Source organism: Trichocoleus sp. FACHB-90 (assembly GCF_014695505.1).
GTDB classification, from domain to species: domain Bacteria; phylum Cyanobacteriota; class Cyanobacteriia; order Cyanobacteriales; family FACHB-T130; genus Funiculus; species Funiculus sociatus.
Genome location: NZ_JACJOK010000004.1, coordinates 36,662 through 61,197, shown reverse-complemented (window position 1 = coordinate 61,197; position 24,536 = coordinate 36,662). Strand labels below are relative to the sequence as shown.

23 protein-coding genes and 1 pseudogene are annotated in these 24,536 nt (G+C 45.3%); 13 read left to right on the top strand and 11 right to left on the bottom strand.

The annotated features are described in order from the left end of the window. Window positions 1-106: pseudogene (locus tag H6F74_RS00630) on the top strand (IS1 family transposase); the annotation flags it as partial. 457 nt (window positions 107-563) lie between these two features. Further along, window positions 564-923, top strand: a complete 360-nt coding sequence (locus tag H6F74_RS00625; RefSeq protein ID WP_190434743.1) for a hypothetical protein — start codon at window positions 564-566, stop codon at window positions 921-923. 87 nt (window positions 924-1,010) lie between these two features. On the opposite strand, the gene nadB is transcribed toward H6F74_RS00625, so the two are convergent. Both nadB and psbU read right to left on the bottom strand, forming a co-directional pair. Continuing rightward, the gene (nadB, locus tag H6F74_RS00620; RefSeq protein ID WP_190434741.1) at window positions 1,011-2,705 is read right to left on the bottom strand and encodes an L-aspartate oxidase; all 1,695 of its coding nucleotides are present in this window, start codon (window positions 2,703-2,705) and stop codon (window positions 1,011-1,013) included. A gap of 91 nt (window positions 2,706-2,796) precedes the next feature. Further along, the gene (psbU, locus tag H6F74_RS00615; RefSeq protein ID WP_190434738.1) at window positions 2,797-3,240 is read right to left on the bottom strand and encodes a photosystem II complex extrinsic protein PsbU; all 444 of its coding nucleotides are present in this window, start codon (window positions 3,238-3,240) and stop codon (window positions 2,797-2,799) included. 227 nt (window positions 3,241-3,467) lie between these two features. Here psbU and H6F74_RS00610 point away from each other — a divergent pair, with 227 nt between their 5' ends. From H6F74_RS00610 to H6F74_RS00595, 4 genes are all read left to right on the top strand, one after another. Next, window positions 3,468-4,106, top strand: coding sequence for a peroxiredoxin (locus H6F74_RS00610; RefSeq protein ID WP_190434735.1), 639 nt, complete (start codon window positions 3,468-3,470; stop codon window positions 4,104-4,106). Window positions 4,107-4,236: 130 nt separating this feature from the next. Beyond that, complete coding sequence (locus H6F74_RS00605) at window positions 4,237-4,821, top strand: Uma2 family endonuclease (protein ID WP_190434732.1); 585 nt, start codon at window positions 4,237-4,239, stop codon at window positions 4,819-4,821. Window positions 4,822-4,955: 134 nt separating this feature from the next. After that, complete coding sequence (locus H6F74_RS00600) at window positions 4,956-5,930, top strand: cysteine synthase A (RefSeq protein ID WP_190434728.1); 975 nt, start codon at window positions 4,956-4,958, stop codon at window positions 5,928-5,930. Between the two features lie 455 nt (window positions 5,931-6,385). Beyond that, complete coding sequence (locus H6F74_RS00595) at window positions 6,386-6,679, top strand: (2Fe-2S) ferredoxin domain-containing protein (protein WP_190434725.1); 294 nt, start codon at window positions 6,386-6,388, stop codon at window positions 6,677-6,679. Here the strand turns inward: H6F74_RS00595 and H6F74_RS00590 are convergent, their stop codons facing one another. After that, window positions 6,680-7,672, bottom strand: coding sequence for a folate-binding protein YgfZ (locus H6F74_RS00590; RefSeq protein WP_190434722.1), 993 nt, complete (start codon window positions 7,670-7,672; stop codon window positions 6,680-6,682). A 375-nt stretch (window positions 7,673-8,047) separates the two neighbouring features. Between H6F74_RS00590 and H6F74_RS00585 the strand changes: the two genes are divergently transcribed. Then, window positions 8,048-8,782: a Uma2 family endonuclease gene (locus tag H6F74_RS00585; protein ID WP_190434718.1), complete on the top strand. Its 735-nt coding sequence runs from the start codon at window positions 8,048-8,050 to the stop codon at window positions 8,780-8,782. Between the two features lie 60 nt (window positions 8,783-8,842). On the opposite strand, the gene H6F74_RS00580 is transcribed toward H6F74_RS00585, so the two are convergent. Together H6F74_RS00580 and H6F74_RS00575 are read right to left on the bottom strand one after the other, a co-directional pair. Continuing rightward, on the bottom strand, window positions 8,843-9,487 hold the full coding sequence (locus H6F74_RS00580) for a Uma2 family endonuclease (RefSeq protein ID WP_190434715.1): 645 nt from the start codon (window positions 9,485-9,487) through the stop codon (window positions 8,843-8,845). Between the two features lie 148 nt (window positions 9,488-9,635). Further along, entirely contained in the window at window positions 9,636-10,571 is a 936-nt protein-coding gene (locus tag H6F74_RS00575; protein WP_190434711.1) for a helix-turn-helix transcriptional regulator, read from the bottom strand. A gap of 138 nt (window positions 10,572-10,709) precedes the next feature. On the opposite strand from H6F74_RS00575, the gene H6F74_RS00570 reads away from it, so the two are divergent. After that, a complete protein-coding gene (locus H6F74_RS00570; RefSeq protein WP_190434709.1) occupies window positions 10,710-11,003 on the top strand; it encodes a hypothetical protein in 294 nt (97 codons plus the stop codon). Window positions 11,004-11,100: 97 nt separating this feature from the next. Here the strand turns inward: H6F74_RS00570 and H6F74_RS00565 are convergent, their stop codons facing one another. Then, complete coding sequence (locus H6F74_RS00565) at window positions 11,101-11,604, bottom strand: hypothetical protein (RefSeq protein WP_190434706.1); 504 nt, start codon at window positions 11,602-11,604, stop codon at window positions 11,101-11,103. A gap of 54 nt (window positions 11,605-11,658) precedes the next feature. Then, window positions 11,659-12,642 (bottom strand): DUF389 domain-containing protein, encoded by a 984-nt coding sequence (locus H6F74_RS00560; protein ID WP_347269465.1) that lies wholly within the window; start codon window positions 12,640-12,642, stop codon window positions 11,659-11,661. A 373-nt stretch (window positions 12,643-13,015) separates the two neighbouring features. Between H6F74_RS00560 and H6F74_RS00555 the strand changes: the two genes are divergently transcribed. Further along, window positions 13,016-14,734, top strand: coding sequence for a DUF3352 domain-containing protein (locus tag H6F74_RS00555; RefSeq protein WP_190434700.1), 1,719 nt, complete (start codon window positions 13,016-13,018; stop codon window positions 14,732-14,734). Window positions 14,735-14,849: 115 nt separating this feature from the next. On the opposite strand, the gene H6F74_RS00550 is transcribed toward H6F74_RS00555, so the two are convergent. Then, window positions 14,850-15,422, bottom strand: a complete 573-nt coding sequence (locus H6F74_RS00550) for a hypothetical protein (RefSeq protein WP_190434698.1) — start codon at window positions 15,420-15,422, stop codon at window positions 14,850-14,852. 248 nt (window positions 15,423-15,670) lie between these two features. Here H6F74_RS00550 and H6F74_RS00545 point away from each other — a divergent pair, with 248 nt between their 5' ends. The 4 genes from H6F74_RS00545 (at window position 15,671) to H6F74_RS00530 (ending at window position 19,243) form a co-directional block, all read left to right on the top strand. Then, on the top strand, window positions 15,671-15,829 hold the full coding sequence (locus H6F74_RS00545; RefSeq protein WP_190434695.1) for a hypothetical protein: 159 nt from the start codon (window positions 15,671-15,673) through the stop codon (window positions 15,827-15,829). 26 nt (window positions 15,830-15,855) lie between these two features. Further along, complete coding sequence (locus tag H6F74_RS00540; protein WP_190434692.1) at window positions 15,856-16,155, top strand: hypothetical protein; 300 nt, start codon at window positions 15,856-15,858, stop codon at window positions 16,153-16,155. Between the two features lie 103 nt (window positions 16,156-16,258). Then, entirely contained in the window at window positions 16,259-17,056 is a 798-nt protein-coding gene (locus H6F74_RS00535) for a hypothetical protein (RefSeq protein ID WP_190434690.1), read from the top strand. A 138-nt stretch (window positions 17,057-17,194) separates the two neighbouring features. Then, window positions 17,195-19,243, top strand: a complete 2,049-nt coding sequence (locus tag H6F74_RS00530) for a thioredoxin domain-containing protein (RefSeq protein ID WP_190434687.1) — start codon at window positions 17,195-17,197, stop codon at window positions 19,241-19,243. Between the two features lie 161 nt (window positions 19,244-19,404). Here H6F74_RS00530 and H6F74_RS00525 read toward each other — a convergent pair whose 3' ends face one another. The 3 genes from H6F74_RS00525 to H6F74_RS00515 all read right to left on the bottom strand — a co-directional run bounded on the left by H6F74_RS00525 (window position 19,405) and on the right by H6F74_RS00515 (window position 24,278). Next, entirely contained in the window at window positions 19,405-21,261 is a 1,857-nt protein-coding gene (locus H6F74_RS00525; protein ID WP_190434682.1) for a penicillin-binding protein 2, read from the bottom strand. Between the two features lie 100 nt (window positions 21,262-21,361). Next, window positions 21,362-21,859, bottom strand: coding sequence for a hypothetical protein (locus H6F74_RS00520; protein ID WP_190434679.1), 498 nt, complete (start codon window positions 21,857-21,859; stop codon window positions 21,362-21,364). 262 nt (window positions 21,860-22,121) lie between these two features. Continuing rightward, window positions 22,122-24,278 (bottom strand): GAF domain-containing protein, encoded by a 2,157-nt coding sequence (locus H6F74_RS00515; protein ID WP_190434676.1) that lies wholly within the window; start codon window positions 24,276-24,278, stop codon window positions 22,122-22,124. Window positions 24,279-24,536 lie beyond the last annotated feature (258 nt).

Below are 24,536 nucleotides of genomic sequence, written 5' to 3'. Positions count from 1 at the left end.
ATCGCGTTTAGTGAGGAAGACGTTATCGAATTCTTAGAAGTTGGAGAACCATATCGGGGCAATTTGGTACTTCGTTCACCACTACAATGCATCCTTACCTGTTTAGCACTACCTAAAATTTTTCCTGACCGAGAAGTATTGAGTGCTGTGTTCTTACAGGAACGCGAAAACGAGGAATTGGGGAAAATCTACCCTTGGGAGCGTCCTCTTAATTCAATCAAGAATATGTAAGAAGGATATAAGTTTTTTAAATATGTTCTAAAGATAGATGTAGAATCGTCTTCGATAAGGTAAGGAAAGTTTTTTCTGAAGACAATAAAAATTTAGATTATTATAAATTTCCGGATTAGGGGTTATTACTCCGGAATAGTGGTTATTACTACTGTTGAAAATACTGAAATGCTAAATATCTTTCATCAGCATCAGGGTTGAGATTTGGCTCTCAAATTCTGAGAGTGCAAAATCAATAGAACAACTTGTATACCTTTAGATGAGTTGACTTTAACCATTTCTAACTTTACAGAATCTTTATAAAATAACTATCTTTTATGAAAAGAATGTAAATGAAATATTTCTTAAAAATACCACCGGATTCTGTCATCGGTATATATACTGATAATACTGACACTTCCAAAAGTGGCGCTCCATCCAAAAGTTTAGGAACTATAACGGGTGTTATGAGTAATTGCCGCAAACTCACAGGAATAGCAACTTTACTAATAGGGTTGCAATTGTTTATCCCTCAGATAGCTGCCGCAAAAGTAAATATCATTGTGGCTACAGATAGCCTGTCAAGCAGCTTGTCGATTGACGTTGATGCTAAAAACTCGCTGAAGTCTGCCGTGGAAACGGGGGCAGAACAGCCTTACGATCCAGGTGATAATGGTGGCCCCAGCACGACCCAAGGTGGAGGAAGACGCTAAAGAACGCTACAGCGCGAAGCGTCTGCTTGGAAGCGAAGGTAAAGGCAAAACTTAAAAGAAAGAAATTTGTTTTGTGTTTTGTTGGGATTATTTTTTTAATAAAGACGATTTCCACAAACGGTATTTTTGAACTAAGGTGTGGACTTGCCAGCTTGGTAAGACTTCAGGGAAGTCAGTTCGGTAGTGTCCTCCTCGACTTTCGGTGCGAAAAGCAGCACTTTTCAGGATGAGGTACGCCACATCTAGTAAGTTATAGGTTTCTCCCCAGGTTCGCACAGATGAGGTGGCGTCAGGTAAATTGAACCTGACAGTTTGACCGGGGGTTAAGTTTAGCAGGTATTGACTCAAAGAAAGGGCAGCAAATTCTTGTTGCCAAACTTCTATTTGTGCGATCGCATTCTCTAAAACTTCCTGTGACCGACAAATTCCGGCACTTTGCCATACTAAGCGTGGTAACTCTTGCCGCAAAGTGGCAATTTTCTCTATATCTGAAGGATCTAGGATATTGAGCGAAGGAAGAATTAATTCTTCATTTATCTTTGAATAATCATTCTTGATTATTTCGAGCTTCGCCAGTTGAGCGCCAAACACCAAACATTCCAGCAGCGAGTTACTGGCGAGACGATTAGCACCATGAACTCCGGTACTTGCTGTTTCTCCGACAGCATATAAACCGGGAATTGAGGTGTGGTTCATCAAATCGGTGGCGACACCTCCCATCCAATAATGAGCAGCTGGCGCAACGGGAATCGGTTCTCGAAAAACATCAATTCCCCAGCGTTGACAAACCTGGATAATATTCGGGAAGCGGTGGCGAATTTTTTCTTCTGGGATTGGGCGCAAATCTAAGAAAACGTGACCAGTAGAAGGATCGGCGGCAATTTTCTGTAAGTGGCTGAAAATAGCCCGACTGACCACATCTCTAGGGGCGAGTTCACCAGCGGGGTGATAATCAAAGGCAAATCGTCGCCCGACCGAATCTACTAAATGAGCGCCTTCGCCGCGTACTGCTTCGCTGATCAGAAAACGAGGCGCACCGGGTTTGGTTAAGGCGGTGGGGTGAAATTGGACAAATTCTAAGTCGCGGAGGATAGCACCACTCCGCCATGCGATCGCTACCCCATCTCCCGTACTCACAGATGGGTTAGTGGTCTGAGCAAATACTTGGCCGCCGCCGCCTGTCGCCAGCACCACAGCACCCGCTCGTACCCACCTTACCTGACCTTGATACACAAGGCTAACTCCCTGGCACCGCTTGCTTTCGGGATTAAGCCACAGACTCAAAGCAAATGCCTGAGATATAACCTGAATATTCTTCCGCTTTAGGACTTGCTCAGTCAGAGTAACAATTATTGCCCTACCAGTTGTATCAGCAGCATGAAGTACGCGGGGACGAGAGTGCGCCGCTTCCAAAGTCATAGCTAGTTGGCTTCCTTTGCGGTCAAAGGCGACACCCATATCCACTAGAGAGGCGATGCAATCAGGTGCCTCCTCTACGAGAAACTTCACCGCTTCCAAGTCACACAACCCAGCACCAGCCAGCATCGTATCCTCAACGTGCAAAATTGGTGAGTCAGAGGGAGCGATCGCTGCTGCAATGCCACCTTGCGCCCAGTCGCTGGCAGAAAGGGGCAGGTTATCTTTGGTAATTAAGCCCACTTGATAAGATTCTGGTAGGCAAAGCGCTGCATAGAGTCCGGCTGCACCAGCACCTACCACTAGGACATCAAACTGGGTGGGGATATTTATTTCCGGTAAAGAATCGAAGTTTTTTGGATTCAACGAAAATTTCCTTGCTACTTCCACTAATGATAAATAACCCACTCCCCTAGAGGAGTGGGTTATTAAAACGGCTTACCTACTAACGTGGTTTTTAGTAGTAGCCGTTGTTATAGCGATCGCCACCTTCGACAAAGGTTTCGTCCACTTCCGTTACCGTGAAGTTATCCAGGTTAGCTTGCAGCCGTTCTTTTTGGCTTTCGCTTAGCCCAGCAATTTTCAGGACATCCTCCACATTCTTGTATGGAGCATTATCGACAACCTTCCTAGCCAATGTCGGGTACATTCCGGGATATTGCCGAAAAGCCCGCACGTTGGTATTGTTCAAATCGATTTTTTTACCGAATTCAGTGGCTAGTTTATCGTCCGCGCGATTCCGTAGCTTCTCTAGGGGAGCCTCAACTGCTGCCAATACCGATGAAGAGCGCAGTGTTACGCCCGTCAAATCGGCTGCATACGCATTTTGGGTCAGCCCCAGCCATCCCAGGCAGCTCACCAACAAAGCCAACACACTCACCAGACGAACCAATCGTTTCATAGTCTTCCATCCTCCTAACACAGCATCTTTGAGGATATTATCTCCTCTATTAGTTTAATTTTTGTTTTCTATTTTCTCATCTTATGGCAGCATGGGGATACTTGAGACTCCCAAACCATTAGCAGGCTTGTAGTCTAACCAAATCTTAATAAAGAGCTAAAATCCGATCGGAGAACCGGAGTTTTGTGGCAAGATAAAAGATTGTTCCTCAAGATAGTTAAGCGGATATGGCTCTTAGATTAGGCGACCAGGTTCCCGACTTCACTCAAGATTCTAGTGAAGGCAATATCAACTTTTACCAGTGGGCTGGCGATAGCTGGGTAGTGCTATTCTCCCACCCTGCCGATTTTACCCCCGTTTGTACCACTGAACTCGGTGAAGTCGCCCGCCTCAAGCCGGAATTTGACAAGCGCAACGTCAAGGCACTGGCTTTGAGCGTGGATGACGTAGAATCTCACAAAGGCTGGATTGGCGATATCGAAGAAACTCAGAATGTTGGTTTGAATTACCCAATCCTGGCAGATCCGGACAAGAAGGTTTCTGACCTTTACGACATGATCCACCCCAACGCTGCTAACACAGTAACGGTGCGTTCTGTGTTCATCATCGATCCGCAGAAAAAGCTGCGTCTCACCTTCACCTACCCCCCCAGCACCGGGCGCAATTTCGATGAAATTTTGCGGGTGATTGATTCTCTGCAACTGACCGACCATTACAGCGTCGCTACTCCTGCTAACTGGACAGAGGGAGGTGATTGTGTAATCGTCCCATCTCTGAAAGATCCAGAAGTGTTAAAAGAGAAATTCCCCAAAGGTTACACCGAAATCAAACCGTATCTGCGGATGACTCCTCAACCCGACAAGTAAGCCAAAAGTAAAAAGGTAAAATTTTGTAGGGTGGGCATTGCTCACCCTACTTTGTTAAAGGGTAGAGAAAAGTAAGCGATCGCACTACCATTGAAATCATCAATTCCATTAGAAAATAGACGCAGACGCCATGCTTTCATCCCCGTTAGTTGTAAGAATTCCGCCCTCAATGCAAATGACAGATGACGATTTTTTTGAGTTCTGTCAAGTTAATCGTGGCTTACGCATTGAAAGAAATAAATTTGGAGAATTGGTGATTATGCCTCCGACAGGCTCAGAGACAGGAAACAGAGAAGGTAATATATTTGGACAGCTATGGGTTTGGTCAGAACAAGATGGCACAGGTATAACTTTTAGTCCAAGTGCTGGATTTAAACTATCAACAGGGGCAGAACGTTCGCCTGATGCTTCGTGGATAAAACTAGAACGATGGAATACTTTATCGCCAGAACAACAACAGAGATTTGCCCCCATCTGTCCAGATTTTGTAGTTGAACTCAGATCCCCCAGTGACAACCTCAAGCCTTTGCAAGAAAAGATGTTGGAATATATGCAAGAGCCAGGAGTACAGTTAGGCTGGCTGATTGACCGGAAAAACCGCAAAGTTTATATTTATCGTCCGGGTGAAGAAGTGGAATGTCTAGATAATCCGACTACAGTTAGTGGCGATCGCGTATTACCTGGATTTGCCCTGAATATGAGTAAAATTTGGTAGAAGCCAAGATAGTACCGCAACGCTTACCTAATCTGGTTCTGGTAAACGAGCGATCGCGCTTTCCAATCAAGCGTCTATCCAAACACCTAATATAAGCCAAAATTTTTATAGAGAATAACTCAGGTAATTTCAGAATGGATATCAAAAATGGATTTGTCGATGCGGTTGGCAATACGCCGCTGATTCGGATAAACAGCTTTAGTGAAGAAACTGGGTGCGAAATCCTGGGAAAAGCAGACTTTCTCAATCCCGGCGGTTCCGTCAAAGACCGCGCCGCGCTTTACATCATCAAAGACGCTGAAGAAAAAGGCTTACTCAAACCCGGCGGTACAGTAGTTGAGGGAACCGCAGGAAACACAGGTATTGGACTAGCCCATATTTGCAACGCTAAAGGCTATAAATGCCTGATTTTCATCCCAGACACCCAATCTCAAGAAAAGATAGATGCCCTAAAAACACTCGGCGCAGAAGTCCGCACCGTTCCAGCCGTACCATACAAAGACCCCAACAACTATGTGAAACTCTCAGGCAGAATTGCGTCCGAAATGGAGAATGCTATCTGGGCGAATCAGTTTGATAATCTGGCAAATCGCCGCGCCCACTACGAAACCACGGGGCCAGAAATTTGGGAACAAACCAACGGTAAAATCGATGCTTGGGTGACATCGACGGGTACGGGCGGCACTTTCGCGGGTGTGTCGATGTTCCTGAAAGACCAAAATCCGGCGATTAAAACTATTTTGGCAGACCCAATGGGTAGTGGACTTTACAGTTATGTCAAGACGGGCGAAATCACAACTGAAGGAAGTTCTATCACCGAAGGTATTGGCAACAGTCGCGTGACGGCGAATATGGAAGGTGTCCCGGTTGATGATGCCATCCGCATTGATGACACTGAGGCTGTGCGAGTGGTTTACCAACTGCTGCGGAAAGATGGGCTGTTTATGGGCGGTTCTACGGGGATTAACGTCGCCGCCGCCGTAGCACTGGCTAAACAGATGGGGCCAGGACATACTATTGTTACGTTGCTTTGTGATGGTGGTTCGCGCTATCAGTCGCGGCTATTTAATCAGGAATGGCTGGCATCGAAGGGACTTTCACCGGATTAAATAAATTAACCCCCAACCCCTACCCGCATTTCAAGGGGCAGCGTGGTTTAATTTATTAAAAGAAAATTCTGTAACGTTGATTCTGGTTGGCGGTAGGGGCTTTTTGATTGCCATGCCCCTACAAAATATCGCAATTTTCGATATTTTCTAAGGGTTGTATGAAACCACCCTGCTTCCTGCTTTTCAAGGAGGCTAAGACAAGATTGTTTGATTTTTTACCATGTTAGCGATCGCAGATTGGGGCGGAGAATGCGAAACTTAACACCCATAAGCATTTATTGGGTTGAATGCAAGTGTTCCCAACGTTTAATGATTCCCACCAATAGGTAGATATCTAATTCACAAAACTTGAAACCACAGAGCCATCAATAACGTATAGCAATTAAGTCAACATTTGTATGGGCGTACAAAGTTACCCCCATACAAATGTTGATTAGCGTGGCTTGAAATTACAGATGTTTGAGGGCAATTCATCACCCACCGAAGTATTAGTTTGCCAGAACCGCAGTTGTCGCAAGTTGGGTGCGGTTAAGGTTTTGGCAGCTTTTCAGGCACTTCCAGTTCCTGGGGTTACTGTAACTGGTAGTCAATGTCTGGGACAATGCGGCAATGGGCCGATGGTGCTGGTGCTTCCGGAACAGGTTTGGTATAGCCGCGTCCATCCCGATGAAGTCCCGGCGGTAGTGGAACGACATCTGCGGGGTGGACGAGCGATCGCATCCATGATTTATCGGAAGGTTAAGCAGTAATCACACGTAATCGTGAGTTAGAAATGGCACATTAATAAGCTCACCTTGGCTTTCCCCGACCTGTACTTTCAGCCCTTCGCCACCAGCTTTGGTGCGGATATATGCCAATCCAAAGGAACCTTGTTCGGTTTCAGTGTAGCTGGTGAGTTTGCCGACTTTTTCCTCTCCCACGGTAATCGCACTCCCAGGTTCTGCGGGTGCGGTTAGTCGCACTCCCCAAAGGTGTTGCTTGACTCCTTTATAGGTATTTAAACGGGCAATTGTCTCTTGTCCGATGTAGCAGCCTTTCTCAAAAGAGATTGTCTGCCATAAGCCAGCTTCTAGGGGATTATAATCTTCGGTTAGTTCAAAGTCAGGCGCAGGTCGTCCTTGTTCGATTCGCAGATGTTCCCAGACGCGATCGCTCATCGGAACTGCCCCAGCTTCTACTATTTTCTCCCACAGCTTCTCGCGATTACCAGCACTTAGGATAAGAGTATATCCCGACGTTGCCAAACCGCTACCGACAGCAACCCGCACATCCTCAAACAATTGGTGCGAGGCATAAGGTTTCCCAATAATTGCACCAGCACCCAACTTTTCTATTAGGGCATCACTTCCTGGCCCAATCAGGCTGAAAGTAGCGGTATCTTCAGTTACATCCTTTAATTGCACCTTGTCAGAGAAAAAGATGTAGCGATCCATTAACTGGATCAATTGCTGGCGGCGAGAAGGTGAAACCAGCAGCAGCACAGAATCTTCAATCACATAAGCAGTGGTTAAGTCAATAGTTCTCGCCGTCGATGTTACAAAAACTGTATCGCAACCTTGTCCTGGCTGGAGTGACTGGAAGTTGTTGGTAGTCTGGTTGTGCAAAAATCGGATGCGGTCATCGTCAGAAACTTGAATGCGTCCCCAGTGAGAGCGATCGCATACAGCAACAGAGTCCCGCACCGCTTGGATAGCTGCTGCACTCTTGTCGTCAAAATTGCCGTCAATTGCAGATGTAGGCATGGTGATTGTTGCTAATAGTTTCAATTTTTTACCTAGGATTTCTGCTAGGTTCTTTGACTTGAAAATCTTATCAAATCAGGCTGATTGGCTTCAATATTGTACTCAATATGGAGCTAACATACAGTCAGTAAACTGCTTGTCAAAATACCAGACGACTATAGCAATTCAAGGGTTGGGTGCGATACATCTGTAAGGACATGGCATTGCCATGTCCCTACCAAGGTAGACCGGACGCCCGAACCCCGATATATTCCACAAACTGAGAAACGCTGTAAAGTCGCAACCGCATAAACCAAGTTCGCCTGTACGGACTGACAGCAAATTAAGGTTTTGTTTGTGAGCCAGCAAACTTTAATCCGTAGGAGAGTAGCTGCCATGCTAAAGTACGATCCGCTACAACTTCCATCAGAGGAAGAACTACCCTGTTCTGACGATACTCCTGTGGATAATGAACTGCAAAATTTAATCCCTAACTTATTAGGAGCGATTTTAGCTTTCATTTGGCAAGACCGCAGAAACTGGTTTTTTGCCGTTGATATGGGAATTTATCATACAACAGGAACCAATCCCAGAATCCCAATTGTTCCCGATGGCTTCCTCAGTTTAGGGGTAGAGCGGTTGAAGGGTGACAAGTTACGTTTGAGTTACATTGTCTGGAAAGAAAATAACGTTGTACCTGTTTGGGTATTAGAAATTGTCTCTCACACTTACGGGGGAGAGTACGGCAACAAAGCCGCCCAATATGCCCAACTAGGAGTGTTGTACTATGCAATCTACAACCCCGAATACAGCCAGCGCGATAGACACGACCTTTTGGAGGTGTATCGCCTAGTTGATGGAGCTTATGTTCGCCAACCGGGGGAACCGGTGTGGATGCCGGAGATTGGTTTAGGAATTGGGCGGGAACAAGGAACTTATTGGGGAATAACGCGAGAGTGGCTGTATTGGTATGACCAAGATGGGAGAAAGTACCCATCCCCAGAAGAAGCAAGACAAGTGGCTGAACAACAGGCACAGCAGGAGGCTCAAAGGCGACAGATAGCTGAACAACGTGCCGAGCAATTGGCAGCACAATTGAGGGCATTGGGGATTGAGCCGGATGAAGCTTGAAGAAGCGATCGCGTTTGGTGATGGGGATGCGATCGCGCTCTATCTACTATCAATAAATGATTATTGTTGAAATTGGGATAATAACCAAGCGCCAACCAAACTTTGATTTTCTTGACGACTGCGCTGTAAAGCTTCCACTAGCACCGAAATCGCTAATCCCGGCAACACTTGAGACTCTGTAATTCTTTGACTTCCCCCAGGTGATGTGATCGTAAAAGCAATTATTCTGATGTTCACAACATCCACCACCCAATATTCCGCCACTCCTAAATCTTCGTATAGCAGCCGTTTTTGCCCGATATCATCAGATAGTGAAGTATTAGCAATCTCAATTACTAAATCTGGCGCTGGATATTGGTTTAAGTTGATGATTGACGTTCCCCAAGGAATTACATTAGCATTATCACCAATATAGTAAGACACATCGGGTTGACTTTCTTGAACACCTGTTTTTCTATAGGTACAGTTATCCCGTCCATGTATAGGAATGCCTTTGAGGGTAGCAAACAGGTTAACGGCAAAGATAATAATAGTGTGATCGCTGGCGTGGTCAGAGCCGATAGGTGACATTTCTATCCTCAATTGTCCATTGTGGTAATAGCCTTTCGCTTTTTCTAGTTGGGGATCTTCAATCGCCTGGATATATTCATCCCAACTGGCTACAACCCAAGTATCTGTCGGTATTTTTGTTTGTAGTTTACTCATGGTTAAGGCATTTAGGGCGCGATCACTTCTTTAAATGTAGTGTAGTTTTTGGGATGGCGATCTCTCTTTTGTATATCTATTATATTGTGGCGTATAGAGCGTAATTACACCTTTTATCAGAATGAGTGACTGATTTTAATAGACATTATTATCTTTCCATAATAATTCTCCCAAAGTAATCCATAAACTCTTCCAGGACTTTCCTTGAACTGATACAAACCTGCCCTGCGTAGGGAAAAAGTTCATCTTCCTGAACAATTAAATAGCTATTTTTGTCACTTAAAGTCTCGATATTAAACTCTTGCTTGACTATTGAATACCATCTTTCTCCATCACTATCATAATCTCTTAGTGTAAAAGAGCCAGCAACTTCACCTTTTAAAAAATTTGGATATTGAACTTGCATAGATTTTAAAAATACGTCCTCTTTACTAGGTAAAACCCAAAAGCTTCCAAGAATAGGATATTCATCGTAATCATCCCAGTAGAAAACATAATCACTGAGTGTCAAAATCTCTGATCTCAAAAATTGTTGATGAATAGAAATAGATAAGTAGGTTGGTTGTTGGGCTAATATAAGTTGATAGTGTTTAGATACTTCTCCATTATTCCAGAGTCGATATCCTATATATTCGGATGTCCTGTTCACTCTAAACTTCTTGTTGAAACCCAGATGTTCTAGCATACTGGTAGCTAACGACATTAGATCCTTCCCTGTTTCACTCTCCTTCAGGCTAGACGAAATCGAGTGGGGTATAGGGTCTGGCTTTGCCTGTTCTCTTTCATAACTAACCTCCTGCGTAGCAACAAGAGGACAATCATTTACCCACTCAGGCTTGTACTTGGTGAACAGAGCAACTAAATCACCGCGTTTCGACCGTCGATCGCCTTCAAATTCACTTTTGATGCCGAAGGCGGCATAAAGTTTTTCGATGTGCTTGCGTACAGTTCCTTGATGGATACCCAGAGACTTAGCAATTTCGGCATCTGTACACTTAGCTAACACCATTCGCAATACCTCGACTGTACGAGGTTTCCGCGGCTCTAGCTTTTCCAGTGTTTCTTTGAACTGCTGACGATTCATATCTTTCAAAATATCGCAGTTATTTTATTATCTGCGTACTCTGCGTACTCTGCGTACTGAAATTAGGATAACAGATGCCCATTGTCGTGTGTATCTGCGTTCTGAGCATGATATTCACAGAAGCATTTGAGTAAAGAAATGAAAATTCCAGAAAGTCAGCCCAGATTCCACCAGTTAGAAATACCAGGTATGGAAGAATTTCTTGCCAATCTGGAAACGCAGTCGAAAACTACCAAGGTGAATTCAAAACCCATGTCTGAAATTTCGCCTAACAATACAGAAATTCAAAGTACATTCCATCAGTTAGAAATACCTGGGATGGAAGAATTTCTCTCTAAGCTGAAAACACAGCGAAAAATGGCTGACTTGAGCGAATATGGCAACGCGGTCGCAATTAGCATGAATAATCTGCCTAACGATACTGCTGCTTGAAGAAAAAGCGATCGCGCTATCTTTCCTCCTCTTAGCCCGCGTAGGTGAGCTTTGTTTGTGGAGCATCTAGCCTTCAGCCTGCGGGCTTTAGAAATTTTCAACTACCAGGCAAATTCACAAATATTTCTTCCACTAGATGCTTAGCTTTAGCGTCCAAAAGATTCCAGTCTACATCACCAGTGTCTTCTTCAATTAAGCTGGTATCAATCTCTACTTCTGCATTTTCTTGGTGGGTCGCTTGATTATAATTGCGAAAACAAACTTGATAGCACAGTTCCCACAAATCAACGCTAACTTCGCGGTCTTGTTGCTGCAAACAAAGCAGATAACCAGGATAGGGATTTGGGATATCAGCTAAAGCATTTTCAATTACAGACGCTTCTTCTGGTGAGGCGGTGGCGAGTTGTTGCTGCAAAGCAGTAAAGGCAGCTTTAGTTTCTTCTGATGTCCCCCCAGACCAAATTAGCACTTCTTTGTAAGTTCCTTTCCAGGTTGATTGATCTAAGTGTTTGCGGATGTGGTCAATGATGCGGATGAAGGCTGGCTGCATCAAGATTTCGGCTTGCCCCCAACTGGTAATATCTGTGAATTTTGGTTGCATTATTTTATGAAAGATTAAAAAAGTTGGATAAAAGATTGTTCAAGATTCAGGCTGTTAAGGTGACGAGGTTGGGACTTCTCGCCGGACATCTTTGACTTGACTAACTTGAAAAATTAATGTAAAAGGTTGACCCATTTTTTGCTCGACAAACTCTTCCAGTAGCAGCACTTGTCTGGGTGTTAAAACTTCCTGAGCGCGAACTGTGAGATAAACTTCTGGTGGGTTAGTTAACCAGTTGGACTCAGTTTTAATTAAATCCACTCGCTGAAATGTAATGGTTTCCTTAAGCAGTGCTTGTTTTAAACTTACTTCTAGTCGGGCTTGTCTGATTAATTCTACTAAACTGATACCTAATGGAACTAGGAGAATTGCTGTAAAAACGAGAGTCCAAGTTAGGGCTTTACGGGCGCGATTTAAAGGGGTGTAGCCTGACACTAAAAATGTCAGCATACAAGCTAGGGTAATGCCCAACAAATTTGTCATGTACAGCAGTGCTGCACCGAAACTCAGCGACCAATTAGCTTGGGAAAGACCTAAGCCAATGACGCAAACGGGGGGCATAAGTGCGACTGCGATCGCAGTCCCAGCTAAAGTACCAGAAATTTTTGGCTGAACTTTGGCAAAGCCGCTGATTCCCCCAGCAGATACGGCAATTCCTAAGTCTAGCAGAGTCGGTTTAGAGCGAGATAGCACTTCGCTGCCAAATTCTGGCAATCCGACAAAGGAACCGAGAAGAAATGCTAAAAAAATCGCTAAAACTGTACCCACAATTACTGATTTTAACCCTTGGCGAAACAGCAGAATATCGCCTTCTAATGCGCCAAAAGCTAAGCCGCGAATGGGTAACATTAACGGAGCGATAATCATTGCCCCAATAATTACCGCCGCACTGTTGGTCAGGAGTCCGAAAGTAGCGATCGCGCAAGACCCAACAATCAATACCATATAGTTCAGGTCTATTATGGATTCTTCCAATAGGCCTTCTCGCAGCTGAGTTATATTTCGCTGTGCCGATTTTCTTAATCTCTGATATTTCAGCCAATCCTGTTGAATGTTTCTTAACAAATTGAAACCACTCCCATAGAATTTTACTCAAAGACGAGGTTAAGCCAATGCTTGTATAGTTAGTAAACTTCTCCCTAAATTGGTGTATATCCGCAGGCAAAGGTCTAAATCCTATGACACCCAAAGCGCGCCAAAAGTGCGATGGTATTGAAATGAAATACCATAATCACCATCCATCGGTAAAATGTAACTACTTCTCAGGGTAGAAATGAGCAGTGAGGTAATTGATAATAGGTAACTGGTAATTGGTAGTAGCAATTACCCATTACCGATTCCCGATTCCCCATTTCCCTTTCCCCATTCCCTGCTAAATTGGCAATGGCACTGCATAGCCTGTCTGAATTTCATGCTTAAGAAAAATAAACGTCCCCTAATTCTGGCTTTGGGAACTGGTGCGTTGCTACTGGGCGGCGCATTGGCTTACTGGCTGCTGGTGCAGCAAAATATTTTACGGGGTAATGTCCCAGAAGGTGCCAAGTTAGTTCCTCAGGATGCGCTCTTTGCCGTGTCAGTTTCTACTGATGAAAAGCAATGGCAGCAACTGCGGGAGTATGGCACTCCGCAAAGCCAAGCTGCCTTTGCCAAACAGCTGCAACAGCTGGAAAAAAATCTCCTGACTGCCAACGGCTACAACTATCAGCAAGATATTAAGCCTTGGGTGGGTAAAGAAGTCACGATCGCTTTTTTGCCACCGGAAACACCGCAATCCCCGAATGCGATTCCCGTTGGTCAACAATCGGTGGTGATGGTGCTGCCAATTAACGATCCCTTGCAAGCAAAGCAAGTGTTGGAAAGAGCCAGACCGCAAACGGCGAACAAGTTCGTTGAACGCGATTACAAGGGCATTAAGATTAGAGAAACGCCGAGCGGTGCGGCACAGAAGTTTTCCACAACGCTGCTAGAACGTTCTTTGGTTGTCAGCACCGATCCTAAAGGGACGGAGCGCATAATCGATACCTACAAAGGTGCAGCATCTTTGGGGACTACTCCAGGTTACTCGGAGGCGTTGGGTAGGATTAGAGCCACAGATCCGTTTGCGCGATTATATTTCAATGTGCCAGTTGCTACTGCTGTAGCCGCAGCAAATTCGGCGCGATCGCTTCCTTCCCAAAACCTCGCTTCTTTGCAAGAAAAGCAGGGTTTAGCAACATCGGTGATGTTGCAACCAGAGGGAATTCTTTTTAAAGGGGTTTCTTGGCTGAAGCCAAACAGCGAAAACAAGTATGCTGTTGAAAACAATGCCAAAATTATGTCCCGCCGCTTGCCAGAAAACACGCTGATGATGACTTCTGGCGGCAATTTAGAGCGGTTATGGCAAGATTACGTCAAGGGCGCTCAATCAAATCCGATTATCCCGATCAATCCAGAAGCCCTGAAAGCTGGGATAAAGTCTCAACTTGGTCTAGATTTAGAGCAAGATTTGCTGCCTTGGATGCGAGGCGAGTTTAGCTTGGCTTTAATTCCCGCACCTAAAGGAGTTCCCTCAAATTTAGGTGCTGGGGTGGTATTTATGGTGCAAGCAAGCGATCGCTCTCGTGCCGAAAAATCCCTCCAGCAAATAGATCAGGTGATGGCAAACCAATACCAATTCCAGGTGCAACAGGGAAGCTTGAATAATCAACCAGTCGTCAACTGGACATCGCAGTTGGGTGGTTTAGCCGCAACTCACGGCTGGTTAGATGGAAATGTTGCCTTCCTCTCCTTGGGCGCACCTATTGCTACTACCATCGTCCCGCAACCACAAGCAACTCTCTCCGACAGTGAGTTATTTAAACAGGGGATGCCAACAGAACTTAATGGCAAAAATGGTAGCTTCTTCATCGATGTTGACCGCACGATTAATACTGGAAATCTGGCACTGCCGCAATTTTCACCCGATCAAAAGATATTTACAAATGCGATTCGCTCCATTGGGGTAACAGCTGGAATTAGTAGCGATCGCTCTAGCCGTTTTGACATCTTTGTGCGGACGAAAAAAATCGGGGAACCCACTAATTCTGGAAAACCTAGTATTTCTCCTACTCCCCAAAGTAGCCCCCAAGCATCTCCCACCGCTTCGCCCTAATTTTAGGAAGCTGCACATCTTTATTGTTTTTTGTCAGTGGTCAGTTGCCACGAAAAACTGACCGCTGACTACTGACAATAGCCAAACAAGGAGTTTAAATTTATAAGAGCGATCGCTAATTTATTTTTTGGCAGTAACACTGTAATGCCAGGTCATAACAAGTATTGCTATTTTTATAAAACTCAACTTGGCTGGGCTTATTTGTCACTTCTGAGTTTCCCAAAGCACTGCACAGCCACCAATCACCAGTAAGATTGAGACGTTTTGCCCATTCAGCGATTAACGGTTGAGCTTTTGTATGCCATTCGCTGCTTGGTGAAATTCTGCCAACTTTGACAAGTGCTTCTTTATAATTATTAGATGCTGCTAACTGGTTCGCCCACTCAAATCGACACTCTTGAGTTAGTGCATTAGCATCGGCGTAATAGTTTGAATTACTAAGTGCTGTTTTGGCTTGTACAATGCACTCCTCAAATTTTCCCCCAGCTTTAAGATTTTCAACTTCTGCCAAAATAGTTTTTGCTTGAGAAGTTTGTAAAGGACTTGACGGACTTTGCATTTCAATTAAATTCGTCTCTTGGCTTTGTTCAGCTTGTATTTCAGTGTAAGCGTAAACGCTCATCCCACCAAGAAGAGCAATACCAAGACCTATTTCAAATATCAGGCCAGCTTTGTTGTAGGATGACATAAAATTTCGCACAATAGCCTTGTGCAGAGATATTGTAAGGGATAGGCTACTGGCTGGAGAATGTTTAATACATCCTGCTATCAGGTGAATTTGCAATACACCCACACTGTACAAGGGTAGAGACTGAAGTCACCCAGGCATTTTGACTTTAACAATAATCACCCAATCGGGTGAATCGATAGAACGAAGTGCGATCGCTTCACAACATCGTATCGTAATATTTACCATGCGATGGATGGAGGTTGCCAATGTTTAAAAGACTTCTCCAAGCCGCCGCGATCACCTTGTCTCTCAACGTAATTGCGGCACTTAACCAACCTACTATAAACCTGACGACTTATCAATTGCCGTCCGGGAGAACTTCAAAGCCAATAGCGAGTTTGCTGGATCAATTTCTCAAAAACTGAGACTTAATTAATCAAGGAATCGCTAAATGACACCACAATTTAAAGATTTAGAGGCGTTAGCTCAACAAGAAATTGAGCTAATGCCCACATTAGCACTTGCTTTGCGATCGCGCCAATATCAGGATGCACCTCTAGAAGAAATCTTTGATTTACTCGAAAGTGTTACAGAATCCTTTGCAGCGATCGCTCACACGCTTCCTATACAGATGCAATACAGCGCGCGAAAAGAAATTGAGTTTTTTGTTTCTTTGTACCTACAGCGGTTTCATGATGCACTTTACCAAAAAAAATGCTATCGTGCAAAGGCAAAAGTCATTAGTCGTTAGCTAGTGACAATATAGCAATCTTAAAGAGGTTGTAACCCGTAGTAAAGGCTGGCCAACCTGTCGCTTTCATGACGAGTGCGGCTTAGCCAAGTGGAGTTTAAATATGAAAAAAAGTTTAATTGCATTTTTCTTACTAATATTGGGTTCTGCTTCTGTTGCTTATTACTTTTGGAGTCAGGCAACAAAGCTCCCAGATTGGTACGTTTCTAAGGGAGTAAGTAGTGATAAATTAATTAACCTATCTAATGAAGTAGAAGTACAAGCAGTAAAAACTAAACTACAAGAAAAGATTGATACCAAAATAGAAGACAGCATTAATGCTCGTCAAGAAGCCAGCCCTAAATTAACCAGGGGTGATGGGGATAAAGTTAATACTGATGCACCGAAAAATCCTCAAGTCCAAGAAAATAGTAAAACTATACAAATAGACTTAAGCGAAAAGGATTTTAACGAGTTGGTGGTTTCATCGGTAGCAGAAAATACACCAAATAGTAAAGTATTAGAAACAGCTAAAGGTTTTAATACAACCATAAAAGATGGAAATCTAGAGAGTGGAGCGGTAATAAATGTTTCCGAGATTCCCAATGACAGACTAGAGCAAAGGGAAAAAGTTTTTGTAGAAAAGATAACTAAAACTTTCCCTTTTTTAGAAAATCAAGATGTTTATATTGGCATAGAGGGTAAGCCTAAAGTAGAAAATGGGCAGTTAAAATTTGAGGAAGATACAAGGATAAAGCTGGGAAACTTGAGCTTGACGATATCAGAACTTTCCCAAAGGCTGGGGATTCCTGAAGATAAAATAAAAGAAAGACTAAAGTTGGAATTGGAACTTGGGAAATTAAAAATAAGCGATATAGAATTTAATGATGATAACGCTTTGATAAAAGGCTCAGTGAATTGATGCGATCGCGAGTAGCCGCGTATACCACCAAAGACAATCGAACAGGATACGACGCAAGATGGAGCGATCGCTTGATGCCTCACGCTAAACTGCTAAAGGTGAAAACCGTTGTCAGACCGAGTGCTGCAATTAGCGTTTATGAGCAATCGCCTAGCCCAAGAATCGAGCCTCTATCTCCGAAAACACGCTGAAAATCCCATAGACTGGTGGCCTTGGAGTCAAGAAGCCTTAGAAAAGGCAAAGGCTGAGAATAAGCCGATTTTGCTCTCGATTGGTTACTCCAGCTGCCACTGGTGTACGGTGATGGAAGGAGAGGCGTTTTCCGATAACGCGATCGCGCAGTATATAAATGCCAATTTTATCCCGATTAAAGTAGACCGGGAAGAACGTCCTGACATTGATAGTATTTATATGCAGGCGTTGCAGATGATGAGTGGTCAAGGCGGTTGGCCTTTGAATATCTTTCTGTCGCCTGATGATTTAGTGCCTTTTTATGGCGGTACATATTTCCCCGTAGAACCGCGCTATGGACGACCGGGATTTTTGCAAGTGTTGCAAGCGCTTCGCCGCCACTACGACACCGAAACCGAAAAAATGCGAAGTCTCAAAGAAGAACTTCTCGGTTATATGCAGCAAGCAGCTGTATTGCAAACAGGAGTAGAGACACAGGGGTTGGATAAAAATTTGTTGCGCCGAGGTTTGGAAACTAGCGCCGGGATAATAGATAGCGACGGACAAGGTGCGAGTTTTCCGATGATACCCTACACGGAGTTGGCGCTGCGGGGTGTCCGATTTAATTTTGAATCCAAATCAGATCCGAAGCAAGCTTGCAGCAAGCGAGGATTAGATTTAGCACTGGGGGGAATTTACGACCATGTAGGCGGCGGCTTTCACCGTTACACAGTCGATCCTACTTGGACGGTGCCGCACTTTGAAAAAATGCTTTACGACAATGGGCAAATTGTCGAGTATTTGGCGAATCTTTGGAGTGCTGGGTTAAAGGAAGCAGCATTTGAGAGAGCGATCGCGCACACAGTAAAATGGCTGAAACGCGAAATGACTGCACCCGAAGGTTATTTCTACGCTGCTCAGGATGCGGATAATTTTACCACTCCAGAAGAGGCAGAACCCGAAGAAGGAGCGTTTTACATTTGGAGTTACCCGGAAATAGCTCAGTTGCTAACTCCCCAAGAGTTTGCAGAAATTCAAGAACAGTTTACAGTGACACCAGGAGGCAACTTTGAAGGCAAAATTGTATTGCAGCGCCGTCATCCAGGGGAACTGACCAAAACACTAGAAGCAGGTTTAGACAAGCTGTTTGAAGCTCGTTATGGTGCTAAGGCAGGATTGGAAACTTTTCCTCCAGCCCGCAACAACCAAGAGGCGAAAACTGGAAATTGGCCGGGTCGGATTCCACCTGTCACCGATACTAAAATGATTGTGGCATGGAATAGCCTGATGATTTCGGGTTTAGCCAGAGCTTACGGAGTATTCAGCAAAGAAGAGTATTTGTCTCTCGCGGGCGGCGCTGCCAATTTCATCTTAGATCGCCAATTTGTTGACGGACGCTTCCACCGCCTCAACTACGACGGCTGTCCATCCGTATTGGCGCAGTCGGAAGATTACGCCCTGTTTATCAAAGCGCTGCTAGATTTGCACCAAGTGACTCAAGCTCGTTTTTGGATGGAGAAAGCGACACAGTTGCAAGAAGAGTTTGACGAATTTCTTTGGAGTGTGGAACTGGGTGGATATTATAACACAGCAAAGGATGCCAGTAGCGATCTAATCGTGCGAGAACGCAGCTATGTGGATAATGCTACACCAGCGCCGAACGGGATAGCGATCGCCAACTTAGTGCGTCTAGCTATGCTCACGGAAAATCTGGAATATCTCGATCGGGCAGAGAAAACATTACAAGCGTTTAGCAGCATCATGGAGCGATCGCCGCAAGCGTGTCCCGGTTTGTTTACCGGGCTGGATTGGTATCTTCACTGTACGCTGCTTCGCACCACAGTCAACCAACTTGCCAGCGCGATCGCTCAATACCTCCCCACAACTGTATGCAATGCAGAGGTGATGCCATCAGAGGCGGTGGGATTAGTTTGTCAAGGGCTAACTTGTCTGCAACCCGCCCAAACCCAAGATCAGATGTGGGAGCAACTTTTGCAAAGCCAAACTAGGGGGTAGGGGCTGGGGACTAGGGGCTGGGGGCTGGGGACTAGGGACTAGGGACTAGGAACTAGGAACTGGCTAAGATTCTTCCCAATCCCCAATCCCCAATCCCCAATCCCCAATCCCCAATCCCCAATCCCCAATCCCCAATCCCCAATCCCCAATCCCCAATTCCCTCACTTTTCCACTGAAGGTGGAATTTGTTCGATACTAATCAGCGCCTCCATGACTGATTTAACCACTGGCGCCGCCACAGTGGAACCATAGGCATTTTCCCCTTTCGGTTCATCCACTACAGCTAAAACCACATAGCGGGGAGAATCTATAGGCAAGATACCCACAAAGCTTGTAATTCTGGCACTAGAGTATCCTCCTGTGGAACTGGCTTTTTGGGCAGTTCCCGTTTTACCACCAATCCGATAACCTGGAATCTGAGCTGCTTTCCCCGTTCCCTTGGCCACTACAGCTTCCATCATTTCTAACACCGTCTGGGTAGTCTTCGGGGAAAAGAGGGGGCGCGGTGTTGGTTGATTTGGTTGCCAAAACACCTGCCCTTGAGTATCAAATAACCCCCGGACTAGATGGGGCGTTATCAGTTTGCCACCATTGGCCAGAGAAGCGTGCATTTGTGCGAGATGGATAGGCGTTAGAGAGAATCCCTGACCAAACGAGGTTGTAGCTGGTTCAATCCGAGATGAGGTAAACTGCTCAGAGCTTTTCATCTGCCCTGGTGCTTCAAAAGGCAGGTCAATGCCCGCTGTTTGCCCCAGCCCCAGGCGTTCCAGCCAGCCGTAGTAGACGCTTGGCTTCATTTGTTGCATGATTTGTACCATGCCAATGTTGCTGGAGTATTGCAGAATCTCAGAAATTGTGAGTCTCCCGTGACGGCCAGGTTCAGCGTTTTTGATCTGCCAGCCAGCTACCTGAATATTACCGCCGTCATAGAATGTAGTTTCTGGTGTAATTGCTCCAGCTTCCAGAGCGATCGCTACATTCAACGGTTTAAACGTCGAACCCGGCTCATAAAGGTCAGCCAGCGCCCAGTTCTTAAACAAACCCACGTCAGAATTAAAATACTCATTCGGGTCATAGGTCGGCTCTGCCACCAGCGCCAGCAAAGCACCATCCCGCGCATCCATAACGATAACCGTACCACGTTTAGCTCTAAACAACTCTATCTGTTGCTTCAAGGCAGATCGCGCCGCCCGTTGCAAACGAGAGTCAATCGTCAGCTGTAGTCGCAGGTCATCAAAGTGGAGCAATCCTTCTGGCAAATGGTCAGGCATTAACGTGCCATTCCCCGCGCGGCTTAGTCGCACGGTGCGAACAGCACGCACCAGTAAATTTTCCTGACTATATTCCACACCCGCCTGTCCGCGATGGTCAACATCGACATAGCCCACCACGTCTGCTGCTAAATCCTTCTGAGGATAGAGGCGGGCGTAATTTTGAATCAGTTCAAGTCCATCGTTTCGCAGTTGGGCGATGTTGTCAGCCTGTTCTTCGCTTAGAGAGTAGGCAACCCGAATCCCACTATCGCGCTGGTTAAACATAGTAACCAGCGCGTCGGCAGAAATTCCCAAAGTCCCACTTAGCTTGGAAGCGATCGCAGATTTTGATTGTTTGAACAGCTTTGGATGGGCAAACAGTGTATAAGCAGGGCGGTCTGTTGCTAAAACGTTGCCATTGCGATCCACAATCGCGCGGCGCGGCACAAACGGACGCAGATATACCATTTGCTGCTGTCGCGCTTTTGCAAGCAGTGTTGGTGCCTTGACAATTTGCAGCCGATACACATTCAGTGCCAGCCCTAACCCACTTGCGAACAGCACTCCCCAAACGAGTAGCAGCCGGAAGGATGAAGGATTAGACAGCAAGGCAAAAAAAGGAATTATGCCGCTTGTTTGTTTCTCTTCTTGCGGACTTTTGCCACCTATTAGAGACGCGAGATTGCGCGTCTCTACATTATTTGATGCCTGATGATTTTTTCTGGCACGAGTACCTTCTAGGGGCAGTTTTTTGGCTGATGGCATCCTACTAGCTTTGTGATTCAGCAGGTTCGTAGTTTTGCCATTTCCGGAGACTTTCTGCGTAGATGTCCTACGACTTCTAGATCCTGAATTCTCCATGCCTCTAGTAGCCCATTGGCATTGTTGGTGCTGGTTCTGGGTTAGCAGTCGCTGCTGGTGTGGGCAGTGACTGGCGCTGCGGTGCAGGCGCTAAAAAGATGGTGTTGGCGGGATTAGGAGAAACCAAGCCAGTTCCCGGACGCTCAGCTTCTTGAGCCAACTTATCTTTCAAGACTTCATTCGCCGCCGTCATCTGTCGCTCATTGCGTTGCAAGGTTTCCAGATGCTTGTACTGCCGGCTCCACATCTGCTGAGTATAGACTGTCCAAGCATAAACTCCCAGCGTAGCGGCAATCAAGCCGAAGCACAATATGTCTGAGACGCGCTGCACATAGGCAAGCGATCGCAGCCAACCTGGTGATTGAGCTTGAAATGCTGGCTTTTGGGTTCTTCTGCTACTGGTTCTAGACGGTACGCCGCCTTTGGGTTGCCGCGAGGAGATATCTGGTTTTCTTTTCCCAAGGCGGCGGTCTGAAGCAACGGATTGAGGGACAGCAGACATAAGCAGTTTTTAGTTGTGGGTTATCAGTTGTTAGTTGTCGGTTGTTTTTCCTTGCCACTAACTACTGACACCATTTTGTTTTACTTTGGTAACGCTTTGAATTATTGAAACTTCTACAGCTTAGAGTTTCAAATCCAAAATCCAAAATCCAAAATGGTATGACCACTGACAAAGGACAAAACACCAACGACTTTAAACCATAGACACAAAGGCTGTCTATTGTCCACATTTTAGAGTCGCTAGTCTGTTTTCGTACAATTTGTCAATTCTTGCCCAATGGTGTCTTCCTAATCTCCATCGCTAATTTCATCGTGGTGTCTTCCCAGTTCCCAGTCCCCAATTCCCGATCCCCAATCTCTCCTTTACTTGGTGCCAACGGTTTGGGTTGCTGGAGAGGAATTTCTATAATAAACTCTGCACCTTGACCGGGTTGGGAGTGACAGTGTAAGTTGCCTTGGTGTTGGGAGACGATGGTTTGATAACTTACGGTTAAGCCCAATCCCCTACCCTGACCAACATCTTTGGTAGTAAAGAAGGGGTCGAAGATTTTCGGCTGAATTTCTTGGGCAATTCCAGGGCCATTGTCTGCGATCGCAATCCTCACAAAATCTTCCCCCGTTTCCCCATCACTCACCAGCTCTGTACGCAACTTGATAATTTTTTCTTTAGATGACCACCTGCTGATCGCTTCTATAGCGTTCATCAAGATACTCATAAACACCTGATTGAGTGGCTTTGGGTAACACTCCACGGGGGGTAAGTCGCCATAATGCCGCACCACCTCAATTTCATCGCCCAGGTAAGTGTACAGAATTGAGAGGGTACTTTCTAACGCCTCGTGGATATCTATCGATTTTTGGGACGCTTGATTGAGGCGAGAAAAGTGCTGCAATGAGTTAACAATCTCGCGAATCCGCTCAGCACCTACCTGCATCGATTTTAAAATCTTGGGTAAATCTCTGAGTAAAAAATCTAGCTCCACTTGCTCAGTCAGCTTTTGTAATTCCGCATTTCGGTTCGGATACTGAGTTTGATAGCCCTGCACTAACCGGATCAGGTCATGGATATAATTTTCTACATAAGGAATATTGCCGTAGATAAAGTTCACTGGATTATTAATTTCGTGAGCAACCCCAGCTACCATCCGCCCCAAACTTGACATTTTTTCACTCTGAATCAGCTGAGATTGCGTTAGCCGAAGTTCTAAGAGCGTTTGGGAGAGTTGCTCGGCTTGCTGGGCGCTCGTGTGTGCCTGCTGCTGAGTTTGGGCATACAGATTCGCCTGTTGAATAGAAATCGCCAACTGATCGGCAACTGCTTGGGCTAGTTTCTGGTCATTTTTCGACCAATACCGGATTTCGGAACACTGATTGAGATAAAGAATTGCGTGCAGCGTTCCGTTAGCCTGAACTGGTACCACTAGAGAAGATTTTATCTGAGCTTTTTGGTACTCAAGGTTGGCGTCCCCAACTCGTCCATCTCGCGTAATGTCGGAAATGCTCACCTGTTGACGATGCTGGATCACCCACTGGGTGATTGGGCCGTGAGTATCAAAGTCATCAATTGTCGGGGGAAAAGGCTCCCTACACACTTCATAAAGGTGTTTCCGTCTGAAGGCAGCAGAAGAGGGTTGGGGGTGTTGTAGGTGATTCTCCCGCTCAAATACACGTATACTTTCCTGTTCATGATTTTCCACCAGATGAATTAGACACCGATCTGCTGATAATGCTTGCATCAGCTCTCGCGTCGCTTCGGTGAGAATGGTTTCTATGTCAAAACTTTGGCGGGTAAGACTGGTAATCTGATTCACCAGTTGCTCTCTTTGAGCTTGTTTCTGGGTTTGCTCGTAAAGCTGAGCTTGACGGATGGCAATCTCTAGCTGCTGGGCGATCGCTTGCAGAAACTCGATTTCGGAGCTTGACCAAATGCGGGGTTGCTCTGAAATACAGGCAATAAAGCCTATCGAGCCTTCTGACTGTTTTAAGGGAACCAATAAGTTACCGATCGCACCCTGGAATATAGGTAATTGTGGCGATCGTTGGTCTTTCTTTATCTGCTGTTGGATCAGCCGCAGCTGGGAAAGCCATCGGCTAACTATACCCACCACGCCTGGATTAGAAACTGCTGTTTTGCTGTTGATGATTAATTTGCCAGTAGCGATCGCGGGCGCGATCGCTCCAAACTTTTCTAGCGGATAGTATCCCAGTTGAGCATTTTTTTGATTGTGGCGCGATCGCTCTACTACCACTTGCACCCGCTGCGTATCCTCGAAATACCACAAAAAACAACACCTATCCAGGTTTAGCAATGTGGCAATTTCGTCCACCGCCGTTTGCAGAACTACTCTCAATTCCAATGAGTTCCGAATCCGGTCAACGATTTTCTGTAGTAGTGTCCAATGTTTTTGAGGATATGGCATCCAGGCTGCTAGTAATTTGCTTTTTTTAGCAAAAATAGGGAACACAAAGCTTTCCTTGAACAATTCGGGCGCTTGTGGGCTAGTTAAATTTTTATGCAGTGGTTACAAGTCCTTTTGTCAAGTTATTTGGCCCCGTGAAGCTTTGTCAGCATAACGGATCTTTTCCTCCTTAAGTTGTATTCAGATTAACTAATACTCAACTTCAATAGAAGTTTCTTTCCAATTTACAGGTTTTTTTGTTACTTAAAGCTTAAAAAA